Below are 21,718 nucleotides of genomic sequence, written 5' to 3'. Positions count from 1 at the left end.
GTCGGCGGCGCGACGGAGGAACGCGGCTGCGACGGTCATGGCACCCCCTCCCGCGCACGGCTTCAGGGACTTACGTCCCCCGGCGGAAGGCTAAGCCAATCCGGTTGACCGCAACAGGGGGCGACGACCCGGATCGGCGTGATTCACGCGCCAGCCACCTCGGTCAGGGCTGCTGGTGACCACTGGACGGGTTCGTACGTGATTCCTGCCCCGGTGTCCCGTCCGACGGACCGGGGACCGACGAATCGGTCCGATCGGTCCCGACCGGGCCGCCCGGCTCGGGGAAGCGGTCGGGCAGCCGGCGCAGCCGGGAGTTCATGTTGCGGATCAACAGGACGGTGGCGGTGCCGAGCAGCACGATGAGGAAGAGGCCCATCGGCCCGGCCAGGCCGCCCGTGCGGGTGTCGCCGAAGTTGTTCTCGGCGAGCACCTGGACAGCGTTCAGCATGGTATGTCTCCGATGTGCGGTGGAGTCTCAGCGTAGCCCCGGGCAGTGGTCACCCGGCATGGGCGGCCTCCCGCACCCCGGCGAACAGGTCGGACTCCGGCAGCGGGGACTCGACCATCGAGCGGGCCAGCTGGAAATCCTCGGTCGGCCAGGCGTGCTGCTGGAGCTCCATCGGCATCTGGAACCAGAAGCCGTCCGGGTCGACCTGGGTGGCGTGCGCCCGCAGCGCGTCGTCGCGGACCGGGAAGTACTCCGCGCACTCCACCCGGGTGGTGATCCGCGTGCCCTTGTCCGGCCGCTCGTCCCAGCGCTTGAGCCAGTCCTCGTACGGCGAGGGCAGGCCCGCCGCGAGCATGCCCTCGTGCAGGGCCAGGAACTTGCCCCGGGAGAAGCCGATGTCGTAGTAGAGCTTCAGCGGCTGCCACGGGGCGCCCAGTTCCGGGTAGCGGGCCGGGTCGCCCGCCGCCTCGAACGCGGCCATGCTGATCTTGTGGCACATGATGTGGTCGGGGTGCGGGTAGCCGCCCTCCTCGTCGTAGGTGGTGACCACGTGCGGGCGGAACTCCCGCATCAGCTTGACCAGCGGCCCGGCCGCCACGTCGACGTCCTGGAGGGCGAAGCACCCCTCGGGCAGCGGCGGCAGCGGGTCACCCTCGGGCAGACCCGAGTCGACGAAACCCAGCCAGGCCTGCTCGACACCGAGGATCGCCCGGGCGGCGTCCATCTCGGCCCGGCGGATCTCGCCGATGTTCGCCCACACGTCGGGGCGGTCCAGCTTGGGGTTGAGCACGCTGCCCCGTTCGCCCCCGGTGCACGTCACGACCAGCACGTCCACCCCCTCGGCGACGTACTTCGCCATGGTGGCGGCACCCTTGCTGGACTCGTCGTCCGGGTGTGCGTGCACGGCCATGAGACGCAGCTTCTCTGCCAACGTGGGCGCTCCTCGTCTGTGCCCGTCGGCGGCCCGGTCCGGGTCGCTCGCCTGACCTGCCGCGGTGACCTGCCGGCACGGCTGCCGACCTGCCACACCGGGCTCGGTCCCGGACTGGGAAGATGGACCCTGACATTCTTGCCGATGCCGCCGACAACAACGCCAGGAGATACCCGCCGGTGACCGAGACGCACGCCACAATTCCCGGGGCCGCGCCCGTCTTCCCGCCCGGCCGGTACGGACGTCGGCGCGAGCCCGAGCGCCGCCGGCCGGTGCTGCGCTGGCTGCTGGCGGCCGCGCTGATCACCGGGTTGGTGCTCGCCGCGACCCAGCTCTACCAGCGGTACGGCGACCCGGAGTACAAGCCCGAGGTGATCACCTACACCGGGATCACCGACACCGGGGTGCAGGTCGACTTCCGGGTGACCGTGCCGCCGGGCGGCTCGGCGGTGTGCCTGGTGCGGGCACGCTCCCACGACGGGGCCGAGGTGGGCCACGAGGAGGTCACCGTGACCGCGGCCCCCGGCCAGCGGCACGTCACCACCCGGCACCGGCTCACCACCACCGGACGCCCGTTCATCGGCGAGGTGGTCCGCTGCCGCCCGGCCGGCTGAACCGCCGGCCGGCAGCGGCGGGCCGAGCGGCGACGGCCGCGCCGGTCCCCCGAGCGAGTGATCGACCACGCCCGGTGGGTGCGCTCCACTGGTAGGTTGGTAAGTCACCTGTCAGCCAGTCCGCACATCCGAGGAGTACGCCTGTGTCCATCAATGACAACAAGGCGCCCGCCACCTGGCTGTCCCAGGACGCGCACGACCGCCTCCAGGCCGAGCTCGACGAGCTGATCGCCAACCGCGCGGTCATCGCCGCCGAGATCAACGCCCGGCGGGAAGAGGGCGACCTGCGGGAGAACGGCGGCTACCACGCGGCCCGCGAGGAGCAGGGCAAGGCCGAGGGCCGGATCCTCTACCTCAAGGAGTTGCTGCGTACCGCCCAGGTCGGCGAGGCGCCGACCGCCGACGTGGTGGCACCGGGCATGGTCGTGACGATCTACTTCGACGACGACGAGAACGACACCGAGACGTTCCTGCTCGGCTCGCGGGAGATCGCCGCCACCACCGAGCTGACGGTCTACAGCCCGGAGGCGGCGCTCGGCCAGGCCATCCTCGGCGGCCGTCCCGGTCAGGCCTGCACCTACACCGCGCCCAGCGGCGCGGACATCAAGGTGACCATCGTCAGCTTCGAGCCCTTCTCCGGCTGAGCCGTCGCGCCGCCGGGTCCGCGCGACCCGGCGGCACCTGTTCGCGTACGCCCGGAGCGGGGCACCCACCGGTGTCACGTCCCGGGCGCGAGGACCACCTGGTAACCGCTGGCCCGCAGGGCGCTGATCAGCGTGTCGGAGTGCTCGACCCCCCGGGTCTCCACCGACAGCGCCACCTCCACCTCACCGAGGCGCAGGTGCGGGGTGGCCCGCTGGTGCTCCACGTCGACCACGTTCGCCCGGTGCCCGGCGATCTCGGTGAGCAGCGAGGCGAGCTGGCCGGGCCGGTCCGAGCAGCGCACGGTGACCCGCAGGTAGCGACCGGCGGCGGCGAGGCCGTGCTCGATCACCCGCATCATCAGCAGCGGGTCGATGTTGCCGCCGGAGAGCACCGCCACCGCCGGGGTCCGCACCGGCACGGCGCCGGCGAGCAGCGCGGCCACCCCGACCGCGCCGGCCGGCTCGACCACCTGCTTGCCCCGTTCCAGCAGCATCAGCAACGCCCGGGAGATGTCCTCCTCGGTGACGGTGACCATCTCGTCGACCAGCTTGCGGACGTGGCTGAAGGTGAGCTCGCCCGGTCGGCCGACCGCGATGCCGTCGGCGATCGTGGCGAACGCCGGCAGCCGGACCGGTTCCCCGGCGGCCAGCGAGGGCGGGAAGGCGGCGGCGCTGGCCGCCTGCACGCCGACGATCCGGACGTCGGGCCGCAGTGCCTTCGCGGCCACCGCCATCCCGGAGATCAGACCACCGCCGCCGACCCCCGTGATGATCGTCTGGACCCCGGGGCACTGTTCGAGGATCTCCAGGGCGACGGTGCCCTGGCCGGCGATGACGTCCGGGTGGTCGAACGGGTGGATGAACACCGCTCCGGTCCGCTCGGCGAAGGTCTGCGCGGCCACCAGCGACTCGTCGACGGTGTTGCCGACGAGTTCGATCCGCGCGCCGTACCCCTTGGTGGCGGCCACCTTCGGCAGCGGCGCGTTGACCGGCATGAAGACCGTGGCGTCGGTGCCGACCAGGCCGGCGGCGAGCGCCACCCCCTGGGCGTGGTTGCCGGCGCTGGCCGCGACCACCCCCCGGGCCCGGTCGGCCGCCGACAGCCGGGCGATCCGCACGTACGCCCCGCGCACCTTGTACGACCCGGCGCGTTGCAGGTTCTCGCACTTGAGCCACACCGGCCCGGCCAGCGTCGCGCTCAACGGTCGGGAGGGCTCCAGCGGGGTGGTCCGGGTGACCCCGGCGAGCAACTCCCGGGCGGCCCGGACGTCGGCGAGGTCGACCAGTTCCGTCATGCCCCGATCGTGCCACCCGCCCCCGGCCGCACCGGCGGCGACACCACCCGCCACCAGCGGCGACGACCCGCTCACGGTGAGGTCGGCCGCCGCCCGGGACCGGGCACGTGACGTTCGCGCGTCAGACGACGGCCGGGGAAGCCCGTGCAATCGTCAGGCGACGGCCGGGGAGCCGTGCGACCGTCAGGCGACGGCCGGGGAGCCGGTGTCGACCCGGGGGTAGCCGGGGGCGTGCCGGGTCCACGGGGCCTGCATCTCGAACTGCCCGGCGACCCCGAGCAGCAGCAGCTCCGAGCCGGGCGGGCCGATCAGCTGCGCGGCGACCGGCAGGCCGTCCGGCCGGCGGCCCACCGGCACCACGATCGACGGCAGGCCGGCGACGTTCCACGGGGCGGCGAACGGGGCGTACCGGATGTTGGTCTTCATGTTCGCCAGCCAGGACCGGCCGGACCAGCCGGCGGCCTCGGGCGGCGGCCCGGCCAGCGCCGGGGTGAGCAGCAGGTCGACCGCGTGGTCGGCGAAGAAGCCGATGGACCGCTCCCGCCAGGCGGCCCGGTCGGCCTCCCGCACGTACCCGCGGCGCTGCGCCCACTCCCCCAGCGCGACGTGCCGGCGGCTACGTCGTTGCAGGCCCCGCCGGTCGATGCCGGCGGCCCGCACGTCGGCCGCGGCGGCGGCGAACCAGGTGGCGATCCCCTGCAGGCCGAGCGCGGTCGGGTAGACCGGATCGGCGGGCACCGTGTCGTGGCCGGCGGCGGCCAGCAGCCGGCCGGCGGCGGCCACCGCGTCCCGGTTGGGCGCGTCCGGTGACACGCCGCGCACCGGCGAGCGGAGCGACACGCCGACCCGGAGCCGGGGCGGTGGCACCAGCTTGTCCGGGCGACGCCCGGCGAGCACCTGGAAACCGACGGCGGCATCGGCCACGGTGGTGGTCAGCACGCCGTGCTCGGTCAGCCCGAACCAGTCCTCCGCCCCGAGCTGGCACGGCACCACCCCCCGGCCGGGCTTGAGGCCGACCAGGCCGCAGCAGGCCGCCGGGATGCGGATCGAACCGAGCCCGTCGTTGCCGTGCGCGATCGGCACCAGGCCGGCCGCGACGGCGGCGGCGGCCCCGCCCGAGGAGCCACCGGGGGTGAACCGGACGTCCCACGGGTTACGGGTGACGGCGGTCGCGTCGTCGGTGATCGCCCACAGGCCCAGCTCCGGCATCCGGGTCACCCCGAGGATCACCGCGCCCGCCCCGCGCAGCCGGCGCACCACCTCGTGGTCGGCCTCCGCCACCGGGGTACGGGCGGCCAGCGAGCCGTTCCAGGTGGGCAGGCCGGCGACCGGGGTGTTCTCCTTGACCGCGACCGGCACCCCGGCCAGCGGGAGGTTCGCCAGCTCCTCCTGCTCGTCGACCTTCTCCGCCTCGGTGATCGCCTCACCGGCGCGGACCGCGCGGAACGCGGCGAGGCCGTGGTCGACCCGGTCGATGTGGTCGAGGTGGTCGGCGACGACCTGGGTGGCGGAGACGTCGCCCCGGCGTACGCCCCGGGCGATCTGCCTGGCGGTCGCCCCCACCCAGGTCGGCATGATGTCCTGCACGGCCACCTCTTCCCAGCCCACGGTCAGCCCAGCGCCTGCTCCAGGTCGGCGAGCAGGTCGTCGACCGTCTCGATGCCGACAGACAGTCGCACGAGATCGCCGGGAACTTCAAGCGGCGAGCCGGCGGCACTTGCGTGTGTCATCCGGCCCGGGTGCTCGATCAGCGACTCCACCCCGCCGAGCGACTCGGCGAGGACGAACAGCCGGGCCCGGTTGCAGACCTGCACGGCGTGCTCCTCGCCCCCGGCGGCCCGGAAGGAGATCATCCCGCCGAACCGGCGCATCTGCTTGGCGGCCACCTCGTGCCCGGGGTGCGACGGCAGGCCCGGGTAGATGACCTGGGCGACCTTCGGGTGGCTGTCCAGGTAGGCGGCGATCCGCTCGGCGTTGTCGCAGTGCCGGTCCATCCGCACCCCGAGGGTCTTGATGCCGCGCAGGGTGAGCCAGGCGTCGAACGGCCCGTTGACCGCGCCCATCGCGTTCTGGTGGTAGCGCAGGTCGTCGCCGAGCGCCGGGTCGGTGACGACCAGCGCGCCACCGACCACATCGGAGTGACCGCCGACGTACTTGGTGGTGGAGTGCACCACGACGTCCGCGCCGTGCGCCAGCGGCTGCTGCAGGTACGGCGAGGCGAAGGTGTTGTCGACCGCCAGCAGCGCCCCGGCGTCGTGCGCCACCCCGGCCAGGGCGGCGATGTCGGCGATGCCGAGCAGCGGGTTCGTCGGCGTCTCGATCCAGACGATCTTCGTGGTGGGGCGGATCGCGGCCCGCACCGCGTCGACGTCGGAGACCTTCGCCGGGGTGTACGTCAGCCCCCAGCGCTCGGCCACCCGGGCGAAGAGCCGGTAGGTGCCGCCGTACGCGTCGTCCGGGATCACCACGTGGTCGCCGGGTCGGCAGACCGTCCGCAGCAGGGTGTCCTCGGCGGCCAGACCGCTGGCGAAGGCGAGCCCGACCCGGCCGCCCTCCAGCGCGGCCAGGCACTCCTGGAGCGCGTCGCGGGTCGGGTTGCCGGAGCGGCTGTACTCGTAGCCTTGCCGGGGCGCACCGACGGCGTCCTGGGCGTACGTGCTGGTCTGGTAGATCGGTGGGATCACCGCGCCGGTCCGGGCCTCCGGATCCTGCCCGGCGTGGATGGCGAGTGTCTCGAAGCCGTGACTCATCCCGCAGACGTTAGTCCGCCGTGCCCACCCGCCGGACGGAACCCGCACGCGCTCACCCCGCGTCCCTCCATACCCGCCCTCCGGCCCCCGTCGACCTCGGCGGCGGGGACTAGGCTGCCCGGGTGGCCGGGTGTGTGTTCTGTCAGATCGTGGCCGGCGAGGTGCCGGCGTTCCGGGTGGCCGACGAGCCGGACGGGGTGGCGTTCCTGGACACCCGGCCGGTGTTCAAGGGGCACGTCCTGGTGGTGCCCCGCACCCACCTGGTCACCCTGACCGACCTGCCGGCGGCCGACCTGTCCGGCTACTTCGGGCTGGTGCAGCGCCTGGCTTCGGCGGTCGAGTCCGGCCTGGGGGCCGGTGGGACGTTCGTGGCGATGAACAACCGGGTGTCCCAGTCGGTGGCCCACCTGCACACCCACGTGGTGCCCAGGACCAAGGGCGACGGCCTGCGCGGCTTCTTCTGGCCGCGTACCCGCTACGCCGACGACACCGAGGCCGCCTCGTACGCCGGGCGGGTCGCCGCCGCCCTGCCCTGAGCCGACGTTCTGCGGCCGGTCAGGCGAGAGGCTCGGCCCAGCGGGTAAGGAAGCGGTACCCGCCGGCGTTGCACGCGGGGAGAGGTACGAGAGGAGTTCCACCGTGTTCCTTCGCCGCATGAAGGCCGAGATGATCAGCCCCGACCAGGCCCTGCCCGGCCGCCCGATCGCGATGCCGGTCGGGGACCGGCACGAGGTGCTGGCGTCGTCACTGAAGGGTCCGTTCCCGGCGGGCGCCCAGGTCGCCGTGTTCGGGATGGGCTGCTTCTGGGGTGCCGAGCGGCTGTTCTGGACCCTGCCGGGGGTACTCACCACGTCGGCCGGTTACGCGGGCGGCTACACCACCAACCCGACGTACGAGGAGGTGTGTTCGGGGATGACCGGGCACGCCGAGGTGGTCCAGGTGGTCTACGACCCGGCCGTGATCAGCTACGAGGACCTGCTCAAGGTGTTCTGGGAGAACCACGACCCGACCCAGGGCATGCGTCAGGGCAACGACGTCGGCAGCCAGTACCGCTCGACGATCTACACCACCTCCGACGCGCAGCTGGCCACCGCGCAGGCGTCCCGGGACGCGTTCGCGCCGATCGTGGCGCGGGCCGGCAAGGGTGAGATCACCACCGAGATCGCCCCGCTGGGCGACTACTTCCTCGCCGAGGACTACCACCAGCAGTACCTGGCCCCGACGAAGAATCCGAACGGCTACTGCAACCACGGCCCGAACGGGTTGAGCTGCCCGGTCGGGGTGGCCCGTACGGCCGGCTGAATCCGCATGACCTGCCCCACAGATGTCGCGAAGATCATCTAGCCACCGGCCGCCGGGCTTACGGCCCGGCGGCCGGGGCTGAATTCTGTACAGGCTTCGCGCCAGAATCTGGCTATACTTCGAACATGACCGCCGTGCCGTTCACTGATGCGCGCAACCGCCTTTCGGAACTCATCGACGAGGTGGCCTCGACCCATGAGCGGATAGAAATCACCAGGCACGGCCACGCCGCCGCTGTGCTCATTTCCGCCGACGACCTCGCCGCGTTGGAGGAGACCCTGGAGGTTCTCTCCAGCGCCGAGGCCATGCGGCAACTTGGCGAATCCAAGGCCGCCGTCGAAGCCGGCGACGTCCTCGACGCCGACGAACTCGCAGCGTTGATGGCAAAGCGAGCGAAGCAGGCAAGGTGACCGGTCCGGACCCCGGCCGCTACCGACTTCAGGTCACCGGCCCGGCCGCACGCGCCTTAGCCGGACGGCCACCAGAGAAGATCTCCGCGGCCGTCTACGAGTTCATCACCACCGCCCTCCTCGACAACCCGCACCGCGTCGGCAAACGACTTCTTCTGCCGCCGTTCGAAGGCACCTGGTCGGCCAGGCGCGGCACGTACCGCGTCCTCTACGAGATCGACGAGGACGACCGCATCGTGACCGTGACGGCCATCGAGCACCGCGCCGACGCCTACCGGTCGCGTTGATTCGAAGGCGGGAATCAGTAGTGCACCGTTCGTCAGGATCGAAGAACCCGAACGGCTACTGCAACCACGGCCCGAACGGGTTGAGCTGCCCGGTCGGGGTGGCCCGTACCGCCGGCTGACCCCGGAGCCGCGCTGCCGGGTCTGCGGTGTTCCTCACATCGTGGACCCGGCGCATTTCCGGCATCCCGCACCGGGCGGGAAGGAACCGGATGCATGACAGCCCACCACCCTCGGTGACGGGGCATCGTAGCAAGCTGTCACACGTTCGTCATCGTCTCAACAGGCGAACTGCAACAAGCTCTGGCAGCATTGGCTGGCATGTGCGGACTTGCGGGAGAGTTCCGCCGTGACGGTTCCCGGGCCGACGTGTCGGCCGTGGAGCGCATGGCGGCCACGATGAGTGACCGGGGGCCGGACGACAGCGGAGTGTGGTCCCAGGGGGCGACCGCCCTCGGGCACCGCCGCCTGAAGATCATCGACCTCTCCGCCGCCAGCGGGCAACCGCTCGTCGACCCGGCCGCCGGGCTCACCGGTGTGTTCAACGGCTGCATCTACAACTACCGCGAGCTGCGCGAGGAGTTGCAGGGCAGGGGGCACCGCTTCTTCTCCGCCGGGGACAGCGAGGTGGTGGTCAAGGCGTACGCCGAGTGGGGGCTCGACTTCGTCGACCACCTGATCGGGATGTTCGCCGTCGCGATCACCGAGCGGGACACCGGCCGCCTGGTGCTGGCCCGGGACCGGCTCGGCATCAAGCCGCTCTACCTGGCCGAGACGCCGGGGGTGGTGCGCTTCGCCAGCACCCTGCCCGCCCTGCTGGCCGGCGGTGGGGTCGACACCACCATCGACCCGGTGGCGCTGGCCCACTACCTGAGCTTCCACAGCATCGTGCCGCCGCCGCGCACCATCCTGCGCGGGGTCGCCAAGCTCCCCCCGGCCACCGTCCGGGTCTACGAGCCCGACGGCCGTACCCACGAGCGGGTCTACTGGGATCCGTCGTTCACCCGGGACGCGTCGCACGCCGACTGGTCGGCGCGGGACTGGGAGGACGCCCTGCTGGCGTCGCTGACCACCGCGGTCCGCCGACGGATGGTCGCCGACGTGCCGGTGGGCGTGCTGCTCTCCGGCGGCCTGGACTCCAGCCTGGTGGTGGCGCTGCTGGCCGGCGAGGGACAGACCCGCTCCGGGCTGTCCACCTTCTCCATCGGCTTCGACGCGGTCGGCGGGCGGGAGGGCGACGAGTTCGTCTACTCCGACCTGGTGGCGAAGACCTTCGGCACCGACCACCACCAGCTCAAGGTGGCCGCCGGTGACCTGGTGCCGCCGCTGGAGGCGGCGGTGGCCGCGATGAGCGAGCCGATGGTCAGCCACGACTGCGTCGCCTTCTACCTGCTCAGCCAGGAGGTGTCCAAGCACGTCAAGGTGGTCCAGTCCGGCCAGGGCGCGGACGAGATCCTCGGCGGCTACCACTGGTACCCGCCGCTGGCCGGCGTCGACCGGGAGCGGGCGCTCGACACGTACGCGCAGGCGTTCTTCGACCGGGACGCGGCCGGGCTGGCCCGGGTGCTCAACCCGGCGTGGCTGGCCGACGGCGACCCGGCGCGCGAGTTCGTCGCCGCCCACCTGGGTCGGGCCGGGGCGCAGACCGCCGTCGACGCCGGCCTGCGGATCGACACCCAGATCATGCTCACCGACGACCCGGTGAAGCGGGTGGACAACATGACCATGGCGCACGGGTTGGAGGCCCGGGTGCCGTTCCTCGACCACGAGTTCGTGGAGCTGGCGGCGAGCTGCCCGCCCGAGCTGAAGCTGGCCCAGGGCGGCAAGGGCGTGCTCAAGGAGATCGGCCGCCGGGTCCTGCCGCACGAGGTGATCGACCGCCCCAAGGGCTACTTCCCGGTGCCCGGCCTGACCCACCTGGAGGGCAAGCTCCTCGACCGGGTCCGCGACGCGCTCACCGCGCCGCAGGCCCGTCGCCGCGACCTGTTCCGTGCCGACTACGTCACCGCGCTGCTCGCCGAACCGAACGCCGAACTGACCCCGTTGAACGGAAACAAACTGTGGCAACTGGGACTCCTGGAAATGTGGCTCCAGAGCCACGGAATCGACTGACCGTGAACGAGACTCTCGCCACCGGCACGGCCCGTACCGACCGGGAGCGGGTGCTCGGCCGCCGCCGGGAGCGGATCGGCCCCGGCGGCGATCCGGTCGCGCCGGTCACCGTCGGGGAGCAGCCGCGCCGGGAGCCGGCCGGGCCGTCCGACGTGGTCCTCGACTGTGGCTGGGGGCGGCTGGTCTTCGGCCAGACCTTCCACGAGCAGATCGCGGTGGCCCAGGTGCTGCGCTCCGAGGCGGCCGGCGCCCGGGACATCTGCATCTACCTGCGCGATCCGCACGTGCTGGTGTCCCGGCTGCCCGACGAGCTGTTCATCGACCCGTCGCTGACCTACCGGCTGCCGCTGGGTGAGCGCCGTCCGGAGGCCACCGGGCGGATGGAGATCCCCGGGCTGGTCGTCCGGCCGCTGCGGGACGCCGACGACGCCGACGCGGTGAACCGGATCTACGCCCGCAACGGCATGGTCACCGCGCCGGTGGAGGTGCTGGTCGACAACGCCGGCACCGACCGGTTCCTGCACCTGGTGGCCGAGGCGAGCACCGGGGAGATCGTCGGCACCATCACCGGCGTCGACCACGTGGCGGTCTTCGGCGACCGGGAGAACGGCGCGAGCCTGTGGTGTCTGACGGTGGACTTCAACACCGCCCCGCCCGGCACCGGCCAGGCCCTGCTCACCGAGCTGGCCGACCGGCTCGACGAGCGGGGTCGGGCCTTCGTCGACCTGTCGGTGCTGGCCGAGAACTCGGGCGCGATCCGGCTGTACGAGCGGCTGGGTTTCCACCGCACCGGCACCCTGTGCGTCAAGCGGAAGAACCCGATCAACGAGCGGCTGTTCCTGCCGGCCACCCCGGCGGGCTACGACGAGCTGAACCCGTACGCCAGGATCGTCGCCGACGAGGCGATGCGGCGCGGCATCCGGGTGGAGGTCACCGACGCGCACTGGGGTGAGCTGCGGCTGACCAACGGCGGCCGGACGATCGTCACCCGCGAGTCGCTGTCCGAGCTGACCTCGGCGGTGGCGATGAGCCGCTGCGACGACAAGCGGGTCACCCGGCGCATCCTCACCGAGGCGGGCCTGTCGGTGCCGCGCGGCCGGACCGCCACCGGCGACGCCGACGACCTGGCCTTCCTCACCGACGTCGGTCCGGTGGTGGTCAAGCCGGCCCGGGGCGAGCAGGGCAACGGCATCACCGTCGGGGTACGCACCGCCGAGGCGCTGACCGCCGCCGTCGAGCTGGCCCGCCGGTTCTGCCCCGACGTGCTGATCGAGGAGCTGCGCGCGGGCGAGGACCTGCGGGTGATCGTCATCGACCACGAGGTGGTGGCCGCCGCGGTACGCCGACCGGCGCAGATCACCGGCGACGGCGTGCACGACATCACCGAGCTGATCGCGCGGCAGAGCCGGCGGCGGGCCGCCGCCACCGGTGGCGAGTCCCGCATCCCGGTCGACGAGATGACCCGCGAGGTGGTGGCCGAGGCCGGGCACCGGATGGACGACGTGCTGCCCGAGGGGCGGGTGTTGGCGGTGCGTCGGACGGCGAACCTCCATACCGGTGGCACAATCCACGACGTGACGGCCGAACTGCACCCGACGATCGCCACCGCCTGCGTGGCGGCGAGTCGGGCCCTGGACATCCCGGTGACCGGGCTGGACCTGCTGGTCCCCGCCCCCGACCAGCCCGAGCACGTGTTCATCGAGGCGAACGAGCGGCCGGGGCTGGCCAACCACGAGCCCCAGCCGACCGCCGAGCGCTTCGTGGACCTGCTCTTCCCGGGCACCCGGGCCCCGCAGCGCCTCTGGAGCCCGGCCGGGCCCGGAGGGGTCGCGTGAGCCTCAAGCCCCTGGAGATCGATCTGGACTACCTGCGCCAGGTGCTACTGGAGCTGCTGGACATCCCGAGCCCGTCGGGGCGTACCGACCACGTGCAGCAGTACGTCGGCGAACGGCTCTCCGCGCTGGGCATCCCGTCCACGCTGACCCGGCGGGGGGCGCTCAGCGCCTGCCTGCCCGGCCCTCGGCAGACCGGCGCCGACCGGGCGATCGTGGTGCACACCGACACCATCGGCGGGATGGTCAAGCGGCTCAAGGAGAACGGCCGGCTGGAGCTGAAGACCATCGGCACCCACTCGGCCCGGTTCGCCGAGGGCGCGCACGTACGGATCTTCACCGACGACCTGGACCGGGTGATCACCGGCCAGGTGCTGCCGCTGAAGGCCAGCGGGCACCGCTACAACGACGACGTCGACCTGCAGGGCGTCGGCTGGGAGCACGTCGAGGTCCGGGTCGACGAGCCGGTCGAGGACATCGCCGGCCTGCGGGCGCTCGGCATCGACGCGGGGGACTTCGTGGCGTTCCTGCCGAATCCGATGATCACCCCCTCCGGTTTCGTCAAGTCCCGGCACCTGGACGACAAGGCCGGGGTGGCGGCGGTGCTGACCGCGTTCAAGGCGGTGGTGGACGCCGGCATCACCCCCACGGTCACCGCCCACCTGCTGGTCACCGTCACCGAGGAGATCGGCCACGGGGCCAGCCACGGCCTCGATCCGGACGTCGCCGAGATCGTCTCGGTGGACGCGGCGGTGGTCGCGCCGGGCCAGCAGTCCCGGGAGGACGCGGCGACCCTGGCGATGGGCGACGGGGTCGGCCCGTTCGACTACCACCTGACCCGCAACCTCGCCACCATCGCCCGGGAACACGGGGTGGACCTGGTCCGCGACGTCTTCGACTACTACCGCTCGGACGTGGCGGCGGCGGTCGAGGCGGGCGCGCACGCCCGGGTCGCGCTGCTCGGCTTCGGGGTGGACGCCACCCACGGCCACGAACGCACCCACCTGGAGGGGCTGCGTCACCTGGCCCAGCTGCTGTGCCTCTACCTCCAGAGCGACCTGGTCTTCCCCGAGTGGGACGCCGAGCCGGCAGGTGACCTGGCCGACTTCCCGTCCCTGGCGGTGCAGCCGGCCGGCGGGGACGGCCCCCGCGAGGGCCCGATCGGCATCGACTGACCGGCTGGTGGCCGCGCTGCCGGGCACCGCTGAACGGCGGGCACGACATCACGCGTCGTGCCCGCCGCCCACCGGCCGCCCCGGCCCCTCACCGTGGCGTCGGTCCTTACGGTCGGGTCACCGGTTGCGGCGTTCCGCCGCGTCGAGCAGGGCGATCAGCGCCTCGGTCACCCGCAGCACCGCGTCCCGGGCGGCCGGGTCGCGGGTGATCCGCTGTTCCGCCCGGTCGGCCAACTGCCCCAGCAGTTCACCGGCGCGGGCCGCGTTGCCGGCGGTGCCGGCCTGCTCGGCCCGCTGGAGCCGGTCTTCCAGCCGGGCCGCCACGTACTCGGTGATCCGGCCGGCGGCGACGTACTCGGTGATGAGGTCACGCAGGTCGGAGTACCAGGCGGGGTCGCGGGTGAACGACGCGGGCAGGTAGCCGGCGTCGGCGGCGGCGAGGGTGGCCGCGACGCTGGCGTCCACGTACGACCCGACGGTCGGGTAGCGGGCGGCGAGCTGCGCGTCGGTCAGCGGCACCGAGCTGCCGTCGAGGAAGCAGAAGCCCGGCCCCGTGTTGCTGCCGCTGTTGACCCGCAGCGGCACCTGGTGCTGGGCGAGCCGGATGCCGCCGAGGGCGAGTCCCAGCTCGTCGCGGGCGACGGCCGGTGGTGTCGTGGTGGTCGTCTGGATCGGCGGGGCGCTCGGCGGGGCCACCTGCTGGGCGACCCAGGCGACGGTGTGGTCGTACACCGCGTTCTGCACCATGTGCTGCGGGATCCGCGACAGCGAGGGCAGCGTGCAGGTCTGCGGCTCACCCGGGTAGCCGCCCGGGTAGCTGCCGATGTCGCGCTGGCGCAGCGGACCGTAGTCGGTGATCAGCTTCCAGTCGCCGTGCGAGGCGCCGGCGACCTCCCAGGAGCGCAGGACGGGCGAGTCGGCCTGGGCGCGGGCCGCCGCAGGCAGGATGCCGCTGGCCACGTCCCCCTCGGAGTTGATCCGGAACACCGGCGTCGCCAGGTCGGTGCGCAGCACCCCGCCACCGCCGTGCAGGACGACCGCGTCGAGCACGTTCGCCGACTGCTGGACGCCGTTGTAGTAGTTGGCGAGCCGCCCGGCGGACTGCGAGTGGCCGGTGGCGATCACGTACTGCGGGGCGGGCAGCTTGCCCAGCGGGTCGACCCCGGTCGGGTTGCGGACCGCCTTCACCGCCTGGCTGAAGATGTCGTACGAGAGACTGTCGTCGGTGACCGAGCCGCCCACGGTGACGTCCAGCGCGCCGTACCGGCTCGGGCTCCACGTCTTGAGGCCGGTGGCCGAGTGCAGCCCGGCCCGCTGGGCGGACACCCCGACCCAGGCGTACCCGGACCGGACCAGGTGCTCGTGTGACTGGAACCAGTCGACCTCCTGGTCCCACTGGTTGCTGACGTTGTTCCACTCGGCGACGACGACACCGTTGAACTTCTTGGTGTTGGCTGGCCGCCGGACCACCAGCCGGGTGCCGTATGGCTGGTCGGTGGCGATGGTCGTCGCGTTCTGGGTGCCCTGCACCGCGTACCGGGTGGCGGTGCCGAAGAGGAAGAACTCCTCCTCGACGTAGCCGGCGGCGGCGAGGTCGACGTCGGTGGCGAGGAACGGGTAGCCGTGGCGGGGGTCGCCGACCGGGGTGGTCCGGGCGATCGGCCCGGCGACCACCGGGTTCGCCACCCGTTCGCCGGTGGCGGTGGACGGCCGGGGCGCGGCCGCCTCGGCCGCGGTCGCCGGGACGGCCGGGCCGGTGGCGACGGCCAGGGCGCCGGCCAGGCCGAACGCGACCAGTGATCGGCGGGTGGGGGTGCGGGACGGAACGGGCACGGTTCACCTCACGAAGGGGTCGACCGAGGGGACTGCTCGGACGGGTGGTGGCGAGATGCGCTGCTCGGGATCGACTGCGGTGGCTGTCGTGGGGCAGAGAGTAATGCTCACTTCAGGCGAAAGATAGGCCAGATGAGCACGAACTTTCGATCAGTTGGACAAAAGTCGAACCAGTCGGCGTAGACGGCAGCGGTTCCCGGCCCGACCCGTCCCCCTCGAAAGTTCGGCAAAAATCACTACCGGCACCGGGCGTCGTGTGGGTAGCGTGGCGGTACACGGGAAAGGAGGTGGTCCAGACTTGTATAGCAATCGGACTCGTGAGGTGGCTGTCCGCTAGCCGCTGTCCTCGACAGTGAAACACCAGCTCGATCGTCGAGACCGTGTGGCAGCGGTGCGGCGAAACCACGACAGCCACCCGACCCCCGGGGTGCCGACCCAGTCCAGTCGGCCCGCGCGCAGCGCGGAAGCCCCGGGGGTCGCTTCGTTCCCCCGGCGGGCGGCACGACCGGGCCGACGGTCCAGGTCAGGAGGCCACCGTGTCCATGCGCGAGCTGGTGGTGCTCGGCACGGCCAGCCAGACCCCCACCCGGCTGCGCAACCACAACGGTTACCTGCTGCGCTGGGACGACGAGGTGATCCTCTTCGACCCCGGCGAGGGCAGCCAGCGGCAGCTCCTGCACACCGGGGTCACCGCCACCGACCTGACCCGGATCTGCGTCACCCACTTCCACGGCGACCACTGCCTCGGCCTGCCCGGCACCATCCAGCGGCTCTCCCTGGACCGGGTGCCGCACCCGGTGGCGGTGCACTTCCCGGCCGGCGGCGCGGAATACTTCGCCCGGCTGCGGCACGCCAGCAGCTTCCACGAGACCGCCGAGCTGGCCGTCGAGCCGATCATCGCCGACGGGCAGCGGATCGCCCTGGGCGTCGGCACGCTGGAGGCCCGCCGGCTGCGGCACCCGATCGAGACGTACGGGTACCGGCTGGTCGAGCCGGACGGCTACCGGGTGCTGCCGGAGCGGCTGTCCGCGTACGGCATCGGTGGGCCGGCCGTCGGTGAGCTGCTGCGGGTCGGGCAGCTGGACGTCGGCGGACGCCGGGTCACCCGGGACGAGGTGAGCGTGGTCCGGCCGGGGCAGCGGTTCGCCTTCGTGATGGACACCGGCCTCTGCGACGGGGTGTACGCCCTCGCCGAACACGCCGACCTGCTGGTCATCGAGTCGACGTTCCTGGCCTCGGAGGCCGCGCTCGCCGCCGAGGTCGGCCACCTGACCGCCGGCCAGGCCGCCCGGGTCGCCACCGAGTCGGGGGTACGCACGCTGGTGCTCACCCACTTCTCCCAGCGGTACGCCGACCCGCGCCGCTTCCACGACGAGGCCCGCGAGCACTTCACCGGCGAGCTGGTCGTCGCCGAGGATCTGGCCGTCGTGCCGGTGCCACCCCGGCGGGTAGCCTCGCCGGGGTGACCGTCACGCTGCGCCCCGCCGTCGTCGGCGACCTGGTGCCGGTGGGTGCCCTGCACCAGCGGTCCCGGGTCGCCACCTACTCGTCGTTCCTGCCGCCCGGGGCGCTGGCCGACCCGACGCCCGAGGCGATGGGGGCGTACTGGGTCGAGCGGTGGACGTGGGAGCGTGACGAGCACCTGATGACCGTGGCCGAGCGGGACGGCCGGCTGGTCGGGTTCAGCTACCTCGGCCCGGACGACGCGGGCGACCCGGCCACCGGCCTGCTCAACGCCATCCACCTCGATCCGGCCGAGCGGGGCCGGGGCACCGGACGGGCGCTGATGGCCGACGCGCTGGACACCATGCGCGGCCGGGGCTGGCGTCGGGCGGTGCTCTGGGTGCTGGAGCGCAACACCGGCGCCCGGGGCTTCTACGAGCACGGCGGCTGGAGCTGGACCGGCCAGACCCGGGACGAGCGGATCGGGCTCGTCCCCGTCCCCCAGCTCCGTTACGCCCGGCGGCTACCGGGCCACTGACGTCACGTGCCGTCCCGGTCCGCGTCGACCGAGAAGTTGATCACTGAGAGGTAGCCGTCGCCGTCCTCGACGACCTTCATCAACATCGTCTCGGCGTAGATGGTGTCGTTGTCGTTGAACGTGTCCCGCCCGGTGTGCGCGGCGTACGGCGCTGCGGCGTACACCCTGCTGTTGAGGGCCTCGTCGAACATCATCTGGGTGGTGAGCACCCGGTTGTCGCCCACGTGCACCATCGCGTGGATGTGCGTGGTGCGGCCCCGGTACCAGCCCGGCCAGACGGTGGTGAACTCGACGATCCCGTCGGCGTTGGTGACCTGGGCACCGCGCAGGTACCGCTTGTCGTCGGTCGGCGTCAGGTCCGCCGAAGCCCCTTGCGCGCCGCCACCCGGAGCCGCGCCGCCACCGGGCGGGTTGCCGGTGGGCGCGTCGCTCGGCGGGGAACCACCGGGGGCGGAGCCACCACCCGATGCACCGGACGACTGGGCCTCGGCGCCGGAGTACAGACCGTCGGCGTCACAGTGCCAGATCTCCACGACGGCATCGGCCAGCGGCCCGCACTGCTCGCTGTCCTGGACCCGGATCGCCACCCGCAACCGGGTGCCCGCCCGGTCCTCCCGGATGTCGCTGCGGATCTTGTCGGCGTCGAAGTAGTACGGCCCCTGGGTGGTGGTCGCGGTCAGCGTGCAGGTGTTCGCCGCGCCGAAGAGCGCGGTCAGGTCGGCGGACGTGCTGGCGGTCGCCTGCGGGGACACCGTCTCCCCGGTCGACGTGGTGACCGTGCCGTCGTCCCGGCCGCAGGCGGCGAGCAGACCGGCCAACCCGATCGAGCCGACCCCCGCGATCAGCCGGCGACGGCTGACCCGCTGCCCCTCGTGGTGGTCAAGGTCGTGGCGCATGTCGTTCCTCCCGTGGGTCGGTGCCTATCGGCTGGCTCCGACGGTAGGGAGGCGGCACGGACGCCCTCTGTGCCGCTGCTGTCCGCCTGCTGTGAATGGTCGACCCGACCGGACACGCTGCGGGGCACCTCCGCACGGAGGTGCCCCGCAGGTGTGCCGGGTCAGTGCGCGCCGAGGTGGGCGAGCAGGTCCTGCCGGGTCAGCACGCCCTTGGGCTTGCCGTCGACCAGCACCAGCGCCGCGTCGGACTTCTCCAGCATGCCCACCGCCTCGCTGACCGGCTGACCGCCGCCGATCATCGGCAGCGGGTCACCCATGTGCCGCTCGATGGTGTCGTGCAGGTGCGCCTGACCGGTGAAGAGGGCGTCCAGCAGGTCCCGTTCGGCGATCGAGCCGGCCACCTCACCGGTCACCACCGGCGGCTCGGCCTTGAGCACCGGGAGCTGGGAGACGCCGTACTCGCGCATGTAGTCGATCGCGTCGCGGACCGTCTCGGTCGGGTGGACGTGCACCAGCTCGGGCAGGCCGCCCGGCTTGCCCGCCAGCGCGTCGGCGACGGTCGGCTCGGTGCCGGAGTGGTCCAGGAAGCCGTACCGGGCCATCCACCCGTCGTTGAAGATCTTGGACAGGTAGCCCTTGCCGCTGTCCGGCAGCAGCACCACGATCACGTCGTCCGGGCCGGCGGCCCGGGCCACCTCCAGCGCCGCCACCACGGCCATCCCGCAGGAGCCGCCGACCAGCAGACCCTCCTCCCGGGCCAGCCGCCGGGTCATCTCAAAGGACGCCTTGTCGGAGACCTCGACGATCTGGTCGGCGATGTCCCGGTCGTAGGTCTCGGGCCAGAAGTCCTCGCCGACCCCCTCGACCAGGTACGGCCGACCGGTGCCGCCGGAGTAGACCGAGCCCTCCGGGTCCGCCCCGATCACCTTCACCCGCCCCTCGGAGGCCTCCTTGAGGTAGCGCCCGATGCCGGAGATGGTGCCGCCGGTGCCGACCCCGGTGACGAAGTGGGTGAGCCCGCCCTCGGTCTGCTTCCACAGCTCCGGGCCGGTGGTCTCGTAGTGCGACCGCGGGTTGGCCGGGTTGCTGTACTGGTCGGGCTTCCACGCGCCGGGGATCTCCCGGGCCAGCCGGTCGGAGACGTTGTAGTAGGAGCGCGGGTCCTCCGGGGCGACGGCGGTCGGACAGACCACCACCTCGGCCCCGTACGCGCGCAGCACGTCCTGCTTGTCCTGGCTGACCTTGTCGGGGCAGACGAAGACGCAGTGGTAGCCCTTGAGCTGCGCCACCAGGGCCAGCCCGACACCGGTGTTACCGCTGGTCGGCTCGACGATGGTGCCCCCGGGCCGGAGGATCCCGGCGGCCTCGGCGTCCTCCACCATCCGCAGCGCGATCCGGTCCTTCACCGAACCGCCCGGGTTGAGGTACTCCACCTTCGCCAGCACGGTCGCCCGGATACCCTCGGTGACGTTGCGCAGCCGCACCAGCGGGGTGTTACCGATCATGTCGACGACGTTGTCGTAGTACTGCACCTCGTTGTGCCCTTCGTTGCGGCGCCGGTAACGGCGGCCTGGCAGACGGTCCTTCGTCGCTCAGGGTACGGGTTGTCAGAGGGTCACATGACCGGGGATGACCGCGCCCTGACGCGCCTCCCACTCCAGGAAGCGCTCGGTCTCCGCCAGCACGCTGCCGGCCAGCCAGGTGACCATCACGGCGTCGTCGACCAGACCGAGGACGGTCAGGAACAGTTCCGGCACCACGTCGACCGGCGACACCACGTAGACCGCCGCCGCCGTCATCAGGGCCAGCCGCAACCCCCCGTCGTAGTCGCCCCGGGTGGTAGCCCGGATCATCCGGGGCAGCGCCGCCAGCCGGGTGCCCAGTGACGGGCCGCCCCGTGCCCCGGCCGCCAGCGACCGGGCCAGTGCGGTGAAGGCCGCGGTCCGCTTCAATGTCCTACCCATCTCATCCAGCCCCTCTCCACCGACCAGCGTGACTGCCCGGCGCAACCCGGCGTCACCTGCGGCGGGACGGCCGTCCGCCGGTGCCCGCCACCGGATCAGGTACCCAGAACCGGCGTCGCTCAGCCCTGAACCACCCGTCCTGACAGCGGCGGGGTGTCGTTGCGGCGCGATAATGTCGCTGTATGGGGGTGGCTGGTTCCGTCGTGACGGTGGATCCGCGGTGGCACCGCGCCCGGCAGGTGGTCCGGCTGGCCGCGATCGGCACGGGTGCCGCGGTGGCCGCCGTCGCCGCGACCGGCGGGGTGCTGCTCGGTCAGGCCCGGCAGGCCCGGCGCACCATCCCGATGGCGGAGGCCCCGCCGCCGCGCTGCGACGGCGTCTACGGCGTCAAGCTCCCCGGGCCGCCGCTGACCATGGTGATCCTCGGCGACTCCTCGGCCGCCAGCTACGGGGTACTGCGACGGCGGGAGACCCTGGGTTCGCTGCTGGCCACCGGGCTGTCCCGGCGGCTGCACCGGTCCGTGCGGGTGCACCGCTTCGCCGTGGTCGGCGCACTCTCCTCCGGGCTCCGGCCGCAGGTCGAGGCGGCCCTGGACTGCACACCGGACGTCGCGGTGATCCTGGTCGGCGGCAACGACGTCACCAACCGCACGCCGTACTCGGTGGCGGTCCGCCACCTGGTCGACGCGGTCCGGGCGCTGCGCGCGGCCGGCTGCGAGGTGGTCGTCGGCACCTGCCCCGACCTGGGGGCGATCCAGCCGATCCAGCCGCCGCTGCGCTGGCTCGCCCGGCGGTGGAGCCGGCAGCTCGCCACCGCGCAGACGGTGGCGGTGGTCGAGGCGGGCGGGTGGACGGTCTCCCTCGGCGACCTGCTCGGTCCCCGATTCGCCGCCGAGCCCACCCGGATGTTCGCCTGGGACCGGTTCCACCCCTCCGCCGAGGGGTACGCGATGGCCGCCGCCGCGCTCCTGCCGACCGTGCTGTCGGCCCTCGGGGGCGGGGAGCGTCAGCCGGTGCTGGCCATGGGCGAGGGCGTACGGTCGCTGCCCCGGGCCGCCCACGAGGCGGCCCGGCACGCCGGCACGGAGGTCAGCGGCGCCCAGGTCCGGGGCCGGGACCACGGCCCGGCCGGGCGCTGGGCGCAGCTTCGGCGGCGGGCCTTCTTCGGCGTCGCACCGACGCCGCAGCCCGGCGTCACCGCCGACTCACCCCAACTGGAGGGACTGGCATGAGCGAGCACAGCGAGC

21 protein-coding genes and 1 pseudogene are annotated in these 21,718 nt (G+C 72.8%); 13 read left to right on the top strand and 9 right to left on the bottom strand.

Features of this window, described 5'->3' with window-relative positions:
* Positions 1 to 163: 163 nt before the first annotated feature.
* On the bottom strand, positions 164 to 448 hold the full coding sequence (locus tag O7625_RS12355) for a hypothetical protein (RefSeq protein WP_282345967.1): 285 nt from the start codon (positions 446 to 448) through the stop codon (positions 164 to 166).
* A gap of 49 nt (positions 449 to 497) precedes the next feature.
* Positions 498 to 1,379: a mycothiol conjugate amidase Mca gene (mca, locus tag O7625_RS12350; protein ID WP_282345966.1), complete on the bottom strand. Its 882-nt coding sequence runs from the start codon at positions 1,377 to 1,379 to the stop codon at positions 498 to 500.
* A 179-nt stretch (positions 1,380 to 1,558) separates the two neighbouring features.
* Between mca and O7625_RS12345 the strand changes: the two genes are divergently transcribed.
* Positions 1,559 to 1,993, top strand: a complete 435-nt coding sequence (locus tag O7625_RS12345) for a DUF4307 domain-containing protein (protein WP_282346925.1) — start codon at positions 1,559 to 1,561, stop codon at positions 1,991 to 1,993.
* 143 nt (positions 1,994 to 2,136) lie between these two features.
* The gene (gene greA, locus O7625_RS12340) at positions 2,137 to 2,637 is read left to right on the top strand and encodes a transcription elongation factor GreA (RefSeq protein ID WP_172898402.1); all 501 of its coding nucleotides are present in this window, start codon (positions 2,137 to 2,139) and stop codon (positions 2,635 to 2,637) included.
* A gap of 74 nt (positions 2,638 to 2,711) precedes the next feature.
* Here the strand turns inward: greA and ilvA are convergent, their stop codons facing one another.
* The 3 genes from ilvA to O7625_RS12325 all read right to left on the bottom strand — a co-directional run bounded on the left by ilvA (position 2,712) and on the right by O7625_RS12325 (position 6,682).
* Complete coding sequence (gene ilvA / locus O7625_RS12335; RefSeq protein WP_282345965.1) at positions 2,712 to 3,932, bottom strand: threonine ammonia-lyase; 1,221 nt, start codon at positions 3,930 to 3,932, stop codon at positions 2,712 to 2,714.
* A 183-nt stretch (positions 3,933 to 4,115) separates the two neighbouring features.
* Positions 4,116 to 5,525: an amidase family protein gene (locus O7625_RS12330; protein ID WP_282346924.1), complete on the bottom strand. Its 1,410-nt coding sequence runs from the start codon at positions 5,523 to 5,525 to the stop codon at positions 4,116 to 4,118.
* Between the two features lie 17 nt (positions 5,526 to 5,542).
* Positions 5,543 to 6,682: a cystathionine gamma-synthase gene (locus O7625_RS12325; protein WP_282345964.1), complete on the bottom strand. Its 1,140-nt coding sequence runs from the start codon at positions 6,680 to 6,682 to the stop codon at positions 5,543 to 5,545.
* Between the two features lie 122 nt (positions 6,683 to 6,804).
* Here O7625_RS12325 and O7625_RS12320 point away from each other — a divergent pair, with 122 nt between their 5' ends.
* The 8 genes and pseudogenes from O7625_RS12320 (at position 6,805) to O7625_RS12285 (ending at position 13,797) form a co-directional block, all read left to right on the top strand.
* Positions 6,805 to 7,218 carry an HIT family protein gene (locus O7625_RS12320; protein ID WP_282345963.1) on the top strand — a complete coding sequence of 138 codons (414 nt, stop codon included), beginning with the start codon at positions 6,805 to 6,807 and terminating at the stop codon, positions 7,216 to 7,218.
* A gap of 103 nt (positions 7,219 to 7,321) precedes the next feature.
* On the top strand, positions 7,322 to 7,984 hold the full coding sequence (gene msrA, locus O7625_RS12315; RefSeq protein WP_282345962.1) for a peptide-methionine (S)-S-oxide reductase MsrA: 663 nt from the start codon (positions 7,322 to 7,324) through the stop codon (positions 7,982 to 7,984).
* A 125-nt stretch (positions 7,985 to 8,109) separates the two neighbouring features.
* Positions 8,110 to 8,394: a type II toxin-antitoxin system Phd/YefM family antitoxin gene (locus tag O7625_RS12310; RefSeq protein WP_282345961.1), complete on the top strand. Its 285-nt coding sequence runs from the start codon at positions 8,110 to 8,112 to the stop codon at positions 8,392 to 8,394.
* On the top strand, positions 8,391 to 8,681 hold the full coding sequence (locus O7625_RS12305; RefSeq protein WP_282345960.1) for a type II toxin-antitoxin system RelE/ParE family toxin: 291 nt from the start codon (positions 8,391 to 8,393) through the stop codon (positions 8,679 to 8,681). The genes O7625_RS12310 and O7625_RS12305 overlap by 4 nt, the downstream gene beginning before the upstream one ends.
* 32 nt (positions 8,682 to 8,713) lie before the next feature.
* Positions 8,714 to 8,800: pseudogene (locus O7625_RS12300) on the top strand (peptide-methionine (S)-S-oxide reductase); the annotation flags it as partial.
* 199 nt (positions 8,801 to 8,999) lie between these two features.
* The gene (locus O7625_RS12295) at positions 9,000 to 10,790 is read left to right on the top strand and encodes an N-acetylglutaminylglutamine amidotransferase (protein WP_282345959.1); all 1,791 of its coding nucleotides are present in this window, start codon (positions 9,000 to 9,002) and stop codon (positions 10,788 to 10,790) included.
* 2 nt (positions 10,791 to 10,792) lie between these two features.
* Complete coding sequence (gene ngg / locus O7625_RS12290) at positions 10,793 to 12,625, top strand: N-acetylglutaminylglutamine synthetase (protein WP_282345958.1); 1,833 nt, start codon at positions 10,793 to 10,795, stop codon at positions 12,623 to 12,625.
* Positions 12,622 to 13,797 (top strand): osmoprotectant NAGGN system M42 family peptidase, encoded by a 1,176-nt coding sequence (locus tag O7625_RS12285; RefSeq protein ID WP_282345957.1) that lies wholly within the window; start codon positions 12,622 to 12,624, stop codon positions 13,795 to 13,797. Before ngg ends, O7625_RS12285 begins: the two co-directional genes overlap by 4 nt.
* A 117-nt stretch (positions 13,798 to 13,914) precedes the next feature.
* Here the strand turns inward: O7625_RS12285 and O7625_RS12280 are convergent, their stop codons facing one another.
* Positions 13,915 to 15,630, bottom strand: a complete 1,716-nt coding sequence (locus tag O7625_RS12280) for an alpha/beta hydrolase domain-containing protein (protein ID WP_282345955.1) — start codon at positions 15,628 to 15,630, stop codon at positions 13,915 to 13,917.
* 536 nt (positions 15,631 to 16,166) lie between these two features.
* On the opposite strand from O7625_RS12280, the gene O7625_RS12275 reads away from it, so the two are divergent.
* Together O7625_RS12275 and O7625_RS12270 are read left to right on the top strand one after the other, a co-directional pair.
* A complete protein-coding gene (locus tag O7625_RS12275; RefSeq protein ID WP_282345953.1) occupies positions 16,167 to 17,096 on the top strand; it encodes a ribonuclease Z in 930 nt (309 codons plus the stop codon).
* Entirely contained in the window at positions 17,093 to 17,611 is a 519-nt protein-coding gene (locus tag O7625_RS12270; RefSeq protein ID WP_282345951.1) for a GNAT family N-acetyltransferase, read from the top strand. The genes O7625_RS12275 and O7625_RS12270 overlap by 4 nt, the downstream gene beginning before the upstream one ends.
* 2 nt (positions 17,612 to 17,613) lie before the next feature.
* Here the strand turns inward: O7625_RS12270 and O7625_RS12265 are convergent, their stop codons facing one another.
* The 3 genes from O7625_RS12265 to O7625_RS12255 all read right to left on the bottom strand — a co-directional run bounded on the left by O7625_RS12265 (position 17,614) and on the right by O7625_RS12255 (position 20,471).
* Positions 17,614 to 18,507 (bottom strand): hypothetical protein, encoded by an 894-nt coding sequence (locus O7625_RS12265; protein WP_282345949.1) that lies wholly within the window; start codon positions 18,505 to 18,507, stop codon positions 17,614 to 17,616.
* A 161-nt stretch (positions 18,508 to 18,668) separates the two neighbouring features.
* On the bottom strand, positions 18,669 to 20,039 hold the full coding sequence (locus tag O7625_RS12260; RefSeq protein WP_282345948.1) for a cystathionine beta-synthase: 1,371 nt from the start codon (positions 20,037 to 20,039) through the stop codon (positions 18,669 to 18,671).
* 75 nt (positions 20,040 to 20,114) lie between these two features.
* Complete coding sequence (locus O7625_RS12255; protein WP_282345947.1) at positions 20,115 to 20,471, bottom strand: DUF1232 domain-containing protein; 357 nt, start codon at positions 20,469 to 20,471, stop codon at positions 20,115 to 20,117.
* A 182-nt stretch (positions 20,472 to 20,653) separates the two neighbouring features.
* Here O7625_RS12255 and O7625_RS12250 point away from each other — a divergent pair, with 182 nt between their 5' ends.
* Complete coding sequence (locus O7625_RS12250) at positions 20,654 to 21,703, top strand: SGNH/GDSL hydrolase family protein (protein WP_282345946.1); 1,050 nt, start codon at positions 20,654 to 20,656, stop codon at positions 21,701 to 21,703.
* The last annotated feature ends 15 nt before the right edge of the window (positions 21,704 to 21,718 follow it).

Origin of the sequence: Micromonospora sp. WMMD714 (genome assembly GCF_029581315.1) — a bacterium.
Lineage (GTDB): Bacteria > Actinomycetota > Actinomycetes > Mycobacteriales > Micromonosporaceae > Micromonospora > Micromonospora rifamycinica.
The sequence above is the reverse complement of the archived record's forward strand: the minus strand, read 5'-3'. Positions and strand labels throughout refer to the sequence as shown.